This is a genomic window from Peptoniphilus indolicus ATCC 29427 (genome assembly GCF_000227315.1).
Classification (GTDB): Bacteria; Bacillota; Clostridia; order Tissierellales; family Peptoniphilaceae; genus Peptoniphilus; species Peptoniphilus indolicus.
In genome coordinates this window covers 122,016-126,082 of the sequence record NZ_JH165064.1, presented here as the reverse complement: position 1 = coordinate 126,082, position 4,067 = coordinate 122,016, and the positions used below count along the sequence as shown (strand labels likewise).

General features: G+C 30.8%; 4 protein-coding genes. 2 read left to right on the top strand and 2 right to left on the bottom strand.

The features are described from left to right. Both HMPREF9129_RS08180 and HMPREF9129_RS08175 read left to right on the top strand, forming a co-directional pair. The coding region (locus HMPREF9129_RS08180; protein WP_169311343.1) for a metallophosphoesterase at positions 1-583 on the top strand (583 nt) is incomplete at its 5' end. Beyond that, positions 579-2,183: a potassium/proton antiporter gene (locus tag HMPREF9129_RS08175; RefSeq protein WP_040552879.1), complete on the top strand. Its 1,605-nt coding sequence runs from the start codon at positions 579-581 to the stop codon at positions 2,181-2,183. The genes HMPREF9129_RS08180 and HMPREF9129_RS08175, both read left to right, overlap by 5 nt. Positions 2,184-2,209: 26 nt before the next feature. Here HMPREF9129_RS08175 and HMPREF9129_RS08170 read toward each other — a convergent pair whose 3' ends face one another. Together HMPREF9129_RS08170 and HMPREF9129_RS08165 are read right to left on the bottom strand one after the other, a co-directional pair. Next, positions 2,210-2,923: a bifunctional 5,10-methylenetetrahydrofolate dehydrogenase/5,10-methenyltetrahydrofolate cyclohydrolase gene (locus HMPREF9129_RS08170; protein WP_257009243.1), complete on the bottom strand. Its 714-nt coding sequence runs from the start codon at positions 2,921-2,923 to the stop codon at positions 2,210-2,212. Between the two features lie 159 nt (positions 2,924-3,082). Beyond that, positions 3,083-4,067: YeiH family protein (locus tag HMPREF9129_RS08165; RefSeq protein WP_004822416.1), on the bottom strand; the 985-nt coding region annotated here is incomplete at its 5' end.

Here is a 4,067-nt window from a genome sequence, read left to right as displayed (position 1 = left end):
AAAAAGTATTTGTGAGTTCAATCCTGAAGTTATATTTCTAACGGGAGATATAATTTCAAGAAATACAAAAAATACTCATAGAATTGAAAAATTATTTGAAATTGTTTCAAAGTATAAATGCTTTTTTGTATCGGGGAATCATGAATTTGAAAATAATCTAGTCAGTATAGACAATTTGTTAGCAAATTATGGGATTTTAAATTTAAAAAACAGTTCATATTTACTAATGAGTGGAGAGAAAAAAATTAAAATATTTGGAGAAGAGTTTAGAGGAAATAACTTAGATAAAGATTATGAGGACTATAATATATTATTGGTACATAGTCCAAAACAATTTTTAGAAAAGGTAAGACCATACGATTTGGTATTAAGTGGTCATAAACATGGTGGACAAGTGAGATTACCTTTTTTAGGTCAAGTATTAGACCATGGGCCCAAACTTTTTCCAAAATATTCAATGGGTTTATATAAGATAGGAGAAACTATTTTATATATAGATTCAGGCCTTGGACAAAGTATATACCTTAGAATTTTAGATAGAGTATCTTATACTCAAGGAACTATAGGAGGAGATATGTATTAATCTTTTATTAGTAGCGGTAGTTTTATTACTTGCACTGTTCGCAGTTAGAATATCTAATTTTTCAGGCGTTCCATCGTTGTTGCTGTTCATTTTTCTGGGAATAGCATTTAATTTAATGGGATTTAAATTTAACAATTTTGAAATTTCAAATAATATAGCCACATTGTCGCTTATGATTATAATGTTCTATGGTGGGTTTAGTACAAATTGGAATATGGGCAAGCCTGTTTGGAAAGAGAGTGCTGTTTTAAGTACAATTGGAGTCTTTTTAACGGCGATATTTACGGGGCTTTTTTGTCACTATATACTGAAGTTTAAAATGTTAGAGGCAATGCTCTTAGGCTCTGTTATAGCTTCTACAGACTACGCCAGCGTTTCATCTATATTGGTATCAAAAAACTTAAATTTTAAATACTCTACAGCACCACTTTTAGAACTTGAAAGCGGCTCTAATGACCCTACAGCTTATACAATGACATTTGTTTATATTTCATTAATAGCAGGGCAACAAATTGCAGTTCCAATTATAGTTTTAAAACAAGTAGGCTTTGGAATTTTAGTAGGTTTTGGTTTTGGAGTAGTTGTAAAAAATTTAATAGATAGAATACATTTTGATGAAGACGGATTGTTTACAGTATTTATAGCAGCAACTATGATAGCGACTTATTCTGTGGCGGTTTTAATTGGAGGAAATGGATACTTAGCTATTTATTTATATGGAATATATTTAGGCAATCAACAATTTCTTAAAAAGAGAGATGTTGTATTTTTCTATGACGGGCTTGGAGGTTTAGTTCAAATAGGACTCTTCTTTTTGTTAGGTCTTTTATGTAATGTGAGACATTTAATTTCAGTTTTTCCAGTAGCTTTGATTATAATGTTGTTCATAACATTTGTTGCAAGACCGGCAAGTGTATTTGCACTTATGAAACCTTTTAATTTGAAGAATAATCAGATAAGTATAATTTCAATTGCAGGTCTTAGAGGAGCAGCAGCAATTGCATTTGCAATAATGGTTGTAAATAGCAAAGTGAAGATTTCCATAGATATATTTCACATAGTTTTTGTAATATGTCTTTTGTCATCTTTTATACAGGGTTCATTGATGCCGTTAGTATCTAAAAAATTAAAGATGCTTGAATATACTGATACAGTACTTAAAAATTTTAATTTTTATCAAGACAAGTCGGATATAGGTTTTATACAAACTAAGATAGAAAAGGGATCAAAATGGAATAATATTCCACTTAAAGATTTCAACTTAACTTTTAATGTGATAGTTGCAAAGATAGAAAGAGAAGGAAAAACTATAGTTCCAAACGGAGAGACTTTAATAAAAGAAGGGGACATTATAGTTTTAGGCGGAAAAAGTTATTTTGATAGGACAGGTTCTAATCTTATAGAAATGACTTTATCTAAAGGACATAAGTGGGTTGGAAAGAAGATTAAAGAATTAGAATTTAAGGAAAAGCAGTTAATAGTAATGTTACAAACTTCAGGTAACAAAATAATAGTACCGAATGGAGAAACTTATCTTTTAGAAGGAGATAAAGTTGTAATTTTAAAGCAAAATAAGAAAAAGGCTCAAATTAAAAAATAATTTGGGCCCTTTTTTGTTAATGAAAATTATTTAATTACACTTTCTATTAAGAGTAAGTTTGTAAGCCCACCAACACCATTTGGTACAGGACTATAAGCTTGAATCTTGTCTTGGACATCAGTGGAGTTTAAATCTCCAGTAAATCTGCCATCAGCATTTTTTGTTATTGCAATGTCAATTACTATTGCATCTTCTCTAAAGTAGGTTGAATCTAAGAATTCACTTTTACCAACAGCAGTGAATATTATATCCGCTTTTAAGGTATGCTCTTTTAGATTCTTTGTTTTTATATGAGCTATCTCAACAGTAGCAAACCTATTTAAAAGTAACATTGCAAGTGGTTTTCCAACTACATTTGAATGGTTAATTATCAAACAATTTTTGGACTCGACATCTATTCCATAGTAGTCAATGAGTTCAATTGAAGCCTTAGGCGCAAGTGGAATAAAACCTGATGTATCACCTGAATATAATTTAGCTTTATTAATTGGATTCATACAATCTACATCTTTTTCAGGTGCGATTAAGCGGTCTAACTTATCTTCATCAACTGAAGTTGGTATAGGTCTAAAAATCAAAATACCAGTAACAGATGAATCATCATTTAGTTTTTCAAGATCAGAATAAGCTTTTTCAGGAGTAGTATCTACGACAACGACATCTAAATTTACTTTGGAAGCTGTAGATTTAATACCCTTTAAATAAGCGTTGTTTCCAAAATTTTCTTCTAATCTAAGAATTGCAAGCTTACTATTTGAAGTAGAATATTTTTTAAAGTTTTAAGTTTTTCCTCATATAGAGGTTTTGAGTATAATATTTTGGTCATTGGTCACCTCTATATAATATTGTTCCAAAGCATAAGCGTTATGTCAATAAAAAAATCCTTCAATTGAGAAGGATTAAACCAAGTGCATTAAGTTTTGAATTAATAAACTAACTGTTGTAATAGCCGACCAACAACAGAAGCCGAGGATTATAGCTTTACCACCGGTTTTTATAATATTCACAATGTCAGTGCTAAGACCAATGCCCGCCATAGCCATAGTGATAAAAAACTTAGATAAAGTCTTTAGCGGTTTAAAAAATGCATGTGAAGCTCCCATTTGTATTGAAACTGTAGTTACTATACTAGCAAGAATAAAGAATAATACGAAGTATGGGAAAATCTTTTTTATACTTACAGAACTGTTAGAGTTCTTTTCTTTTTTTAATCTGATAAAAGCAAGAGTTAAAACTATTGGTATGATAGCTAAAGTTCTTGTAAGTTTAACTATTGTGGCAGTTTCAAGAGTGTTGGCACCTGCGTGTATTCCGTCCCAAACAGTTGCCGCGGCAGTTACAGATGAAGTGTCATTGATTGCAGTACCTGCAAAAAGTCCAAAGCCATTGTTGGATAGACCTAAGTATTCTCCAAAGCTTGGGAAGATAAGTGCTGCAAGTATATTGAATAAAAATATTACAGAGATTGCCTTTGCTATTTCTTCATCTTCAGCTTCAATAACTGGAGCAGTAGCAGCAATTGCAGAACCACCACAAATTGATGAACCAACACCAACTAAAATTGCGGTATTAGATTGAATTCTTAAAACTTTTTGTAATATATAAGCTACTATTAAAGAAGTTAGGATAGTAGATATAATTATTGGTAGAGAAGTAGCTCCAACTTTAATTACATCAGATAAATTCATTCCAAAACCTAAAAATACGACTGCCAATTGTAATATGTACTTTGAAGTAAATTTGATACCTAGTTGAGTAGAATTTTTTTCTTTATAAAACAAACTGATTAACATACCAACTAAGATTGCAAACACTGCGCCACCTATAAGCGGATATTTTCCGCCTAAAAAAGTACAAACGAGCGCTATTATAAAACATAAAAAA